Genomic DNA, 4,260 nt, shown 5'->3' with positions numbered 1-4,260 from the left:
GAATAGTTTCGGTCAATGCCTTTACCCTGTCACGCGTGTCTTCAGCCTCATTCAACTTAACCGAAGCCTGTTCCAGCATTTCCGCCGCCTCTAACGCCGCATGCGAAGGATCACTTTGCGCAAATGCCCAAAATGGATAACACACCACAGCAAGCAAAAGCGTGCACAGCTTCATGATATCAGACTTTCTCCTGTCATTTCTGGCGGTTTGGGCAGACCCATTAGGTCAAGAATAGTCGGGGCTAAATCCGAAAGGCGCCCTTCTCGCAATGATACGCCCAAAGGACCACCAACCAATGCGACAGGAACCGGGTTCAGGGTGTGAGCTGTATGGGGACCACCTGTTTCCGGATCCACCATAACCTCACAGTTTCCGTGATCGGCAGTAACGATCATGGCGCCCCCTGCTTTCTCAAGTGCCTCAATCACCTTTGCCAAACCCCGATCCACTGCCTCACAGGCTTTGATCGCAGCCTCAAGATCACCGGTGTGACCTACCATGTCAGGGTTTGCATAGTTTGTTACGATCAGATCATAGCCTGCGTCGATAGCTTCTACGAATTTATCAGTGACTTCGACCGACGACATTTCAGGTTGTAGATCATAAGTTGCGACTTTGGGGGATTTCGGCATATAGCGGTCTTCTCCCAACTCAGCTTGTTCTTTGCCGCCGTTGAGGAAGAAAGTTACATGCGGGTACTTTTCAGTCTCAGCCAAGCGGAACTGACGCAAACCATGTTTTGCCACCCATTCGCCCAACGTATTTACGATGTCACGCTTTGGGAACACCGTCGTCATATAAGCGTTATGCCCATCTGAGTATTCAACCATTCCCAAAATTGCCGAAAAAGACGGGCGCAAACCGGTATCAAAATCGGAAAACTTCGGCTCGGCAATTGCGCGCAGGATTTCACGGGCGCGATCAGCACGAAAATTCAGGCAAAAGAACCCATCACCATTCATAGCACCGCTGAATGAACCCAAAACAGTAGGGATAATGAATTCGTCCGTTTCAGACAGATCATAGGCCTGCTCAACAGCCTCTTTGGCCGTTTGGGCCGTTCTGCCTTGCCCCTTGATCATTGCTTCATATGCTTGGGAAACACGTTCCCAACGGTTGTCACGGTCCATCGCATAGTAACGCCCACAAAGCGTCGCAATGCGCGCGCCTTCGGGCAAATGCCGCTCAAGCTCGGCAACAAATGTCAACGCCGATTTTGGTGGAACATCTCTTCCATCCGTAATTGCGTGCAGCGCAACCGGAACCCCCGAATCTGTGATCGCTTTGGCTGCTGCAATGATATGATTCAAATGCCCATGCACCCCGCCGTCTGAAACAAGACCCATAAGGTGAGCGGTTCCACCGACAGCCTTCACATTTGCGATGAAAGTCTGCAAAGCGGCGTTTTCAAAAAAAGAACCGTCCTCGATAGCTAAATCGATCTGCCCCAAATCCATTGCAACCACGCGGCCTGCGCCGATATTTGTGTGTCCAACTTCTGAATTTCCCATCTGCCCGCTGGGCAGTCCTACATCAGGACCATGGGTTATCAGCTTGGCGTGCGGTCCTTTGGACATAATTGAGTCAAATGTCGGCGTGTTCGCCATTAACGGCGCATTGGCTTCAGTGCTGTCTGATACTCCCCAGCCGTCGAGAATGCACAATACTACGGGTTTAGGGACAGTCATTTGAGCTCTCCGATAGCTGAACTTGGCCCTTCTTCTAACCTCAGCCTGCCCGGGGGTGAACCGCATTTTGGGCAAGGTTCAGAAGTTTTAATCTTCTTTGGGCATGTACTCCGCAAACGGTCTGGCCTTTCTGCCCCGGTACTTTACGGTCAGTTTCAGCGGTGCATCATTTTCGTCGTAAATTCCAATCATAACTCCGGTACCACCGCTTTTTGTCCGCATATCATTCAGCTGTTGTTCTGAGCGCGTTGTGCGCTGCGATGGTCGACGCGCCCACGCGAAGAGATTATCGTAAAGCTTTGCAATGATGTCCTCGTGTTCCGCGCTGTTGCCGAGATCGATCAACTCTTCTGGATCGGCGTCCAAATCGAAAAGGATAGGACGGTGACCGCCTTCGCAGTGGATCAACTTCCACTTTGGGGTCACAACCATGAACATAACCGCGTCGCGGACCGAAGTATTAAGTTTCTCAACTATAGACGAAGCGGAATAATCGTACTCGCAAATCGCGAACTCGCGGGGTGTTTCAGTCGCATCGCCATGAAGTATCGGCAACAGGGAATGCCCTTCAAGTATATGGCTCGCCATTTCTCCGCCTGCCACTTCAACAAAAGTCGGGGCCAGGTCAATCGACTCGACCAGCGCATCGCAGGTTGTACCACGAGTGGCATCCGCCTCGGACGAAGGATCATAAATTATCAGGGGCATCTTCGTAGAGGCATCGTGAAAGAAAGTCTTTTCCCCCATCCAGTGATCACCAAGAAAATCACCGTGGTCCGAGGTCAGAACAATCATTGTATCCTGCATTCGCCCCGTCCGTTCCATCCATTCAAACAAGCGACCCATCTGGTCATCTGCTTGTTTTATCAGGCCCATGTAGGCCGGAATCACAGCGTCTCGAACATCCTGCCTTGAAAAGGCCTGACCGACCTTGGTCTCCATAAACGCCCTAAGTACAGGATGTGCGTCTTCCCGCTCAGCCTCTGATCGGACCGGTGGAACAACATGTTCCGGACCATACATCGACGCATACGGTTCAGGCACGATGTAAGGCCAATGAGGTTTGATATAGCTAAGGTGGCAACACCAAGGCCCGTCGTGGCTTTGCATAAACTCTATTCCCCGCGTGGTCAGGTACGGGGTTTCACTGTCTTCTTCTGCTATGTTCGCTGGTTCGGAGGAATATTTTAAGAACCAACCAGAAAGAACGTTACCCTCGGCATCCAACCCGGAATTGGCGAAGTCGTGCCAGGGATTATCGCCCTCGTACCCTTTATTTGAAAGATACTGATTGTATTTTTTTGCGCCGTTCGGATCGTAAAACCCATCGGGCCCTTCTGCTCGCAAACCATCATCTCGCTCGAAAACGTCAAACCCACATTCCGCCACCCGAGCACCGATAACGCTGTCAGGTTCCAACCCTAACCGTGCCATGCCTTCAGCGTCCGCGGCCATATGTGTCTTGCCGACCAGCCAACAATCCATGCCTGCTTTCCGAAGATGGTCGCCCATCGTGATCTCGCCTACTTTCAGTGGAATGTTATTCCAAGACGCGCCGTGTGAATGCACATAGCGCCCCGTATAGGTGGACATACGCGAGCTACCGCAAATCGGCGATTGAATATACGCACGCGTGAATCGAACACCTTTCGAAGCAAGACGATCAATGTTCGGGGTATGCAAATGCGGATGTCCATAGCAGCTAAGGTAATCCCAACGCAGCTGATCGAACATGATGAAAAGGATATTCTTGGCTTTGTTCATGCCAAGAGTGGTATCCTAGCCTTCCATCCGCTGCAGCATCTTTTTCGCACGCTTACACTGCAATTGATCCCGCAGTGGGCTGTCTGGATCGATATCTTTGTGGCAGACAAGACATTTATCTGCGCCAGAAATTGCATTCAGGCCGCCGCAGCTTCCTTTAATTGTTTTGCCCATCAGCATTACACCCAACGACATACCGACCATGACAATGAGCAAAAGTACAAAAGCCAGAAGAAAAGTGGTCATCGCTATTCCTAACTGTCAGTCGGAGTCGAGCACATTCGTGAACGCGCTGCTGGTTACTGTGATATAGGTTTCCTCGTCACCTGTCACATCCCTTGAGATGAAAAACACAGCAAGATCTTGCTCTTCCGCCAGCTTCAACCCCTTTTCCTGACCTAACGCCAGCATCGCCGTAGCCCAGGCGTCCGCCATCATCGCATTTTCAGCCAGAACAGTGACCGAAGTAGTTCGATGCGTGATCGGACGTCCAGTCACTGGGTTTATGATATGTGAATACCGAATACCATCCTGCTCGAAGAAGTTCTTATAGTCACCTGATGTGGCCAATCCCAAGTCTGCTACAGGCACCACTAGCTGGATGGTCTGCGAGCCGGTTTCAGGTTTTTCTATACCTATCCGCCAGCGTTCGCCGCTTTCGTTTTCGCCTTTAGCGACCAAATCTCCGCCGATTTCAACCAAATAGTTTTCGACTCCTGCCTCTGCGAGAGCACCTGCAATAGCATCAATGCCGTAGCCTTTGGCTATTGCGGACAAATTTATCCCAACATTGGCATCGGCCTTTGC

At 51.1% G+C, this 4,260-nt stretch carries 4 protein-coding genes; all 4 read right to left on the bottom strand.

Translation table 11 applies throughout. The features are described 5' to 3' along the window. Positions 1 to 171: 171 nt before the first annotated feature. Complete coding sequence (gpmI, locus tag AC2FNE_RS24390; RefSeq protein WP_496806539.1) at positions 172 to 1,689, bottom strand: 2,3-bisphosphoglycerate-independent phosphoglycerate mutase; 1,518 nt, start codon at positions 1,687 to 1,689, stop codon at positions 172 to 174. Positions 1,690 to 1,776: 87 nt separating this feature from the next. After that, positions 1,777 to 3,453, bottom strand: coding sequence for a sulfatase-like hydrolase/transferase (locus AC2FNE_RS24385; RefSeq protein WP_496806538.1), 1,677 nt, complete (start codon positions 3,451 to 3,453; stop codon positions 1,777 to 1,779). A gap of 15 nt (positions 3,454 to 3,468) precedes the next feature. Next, entirely contained in the window at positions 3,469 to 3,699 is a 231-nt protein-coding gene (gene nqrM / locus AC2FNE_RS24380; protein WP_170480082.1) for a (Na+)-NQR maturation NqrM, read from the bottom strand. Between the two features lie 15 nt (positions 3,700 to 3,714). Continuing rightward, positions 3,715 to 4,260: FAD:protein FMN transferase (locus tag AC2FNE_RS24375; RefSeq protein WP_496806537.1), on the bottom strand; the 546-nt coding region annotated here is incomplete at its 5' end.

The organism is Ruegeria sp. YKSD179 (assembly GCF_059612885.1).
Note: the sequence above shows the minus strand (reverse complement) of the source record. Positions and strands in the feature narration are given on the sequence as shown.

Excerpts from the sequence above, each read along its gene's own strand:
- AC2FNE_RS24385 (WP_496806538.1), bottom strand. The coding sequence starts at position 3,453 with ATGAACAAAGCCAAGAATATCCTTTTCATCATGTTCGATCAGCTGCGT.
- gpmI (WP_496806539.1), bottom strand. The coding sequence starts at position 1,689 with ATGACTGTCCCTAAACCCGTAGTATTGTGCATTCTCGACGGCTGGGGA.
- nqrM (WP_170480082.1), bottom strand. The coding sequence starts at position 3,699 with ATGACCACTTTTCTTCTGGCTTTTGTACTTTTGCTCATTGTCATGGTC.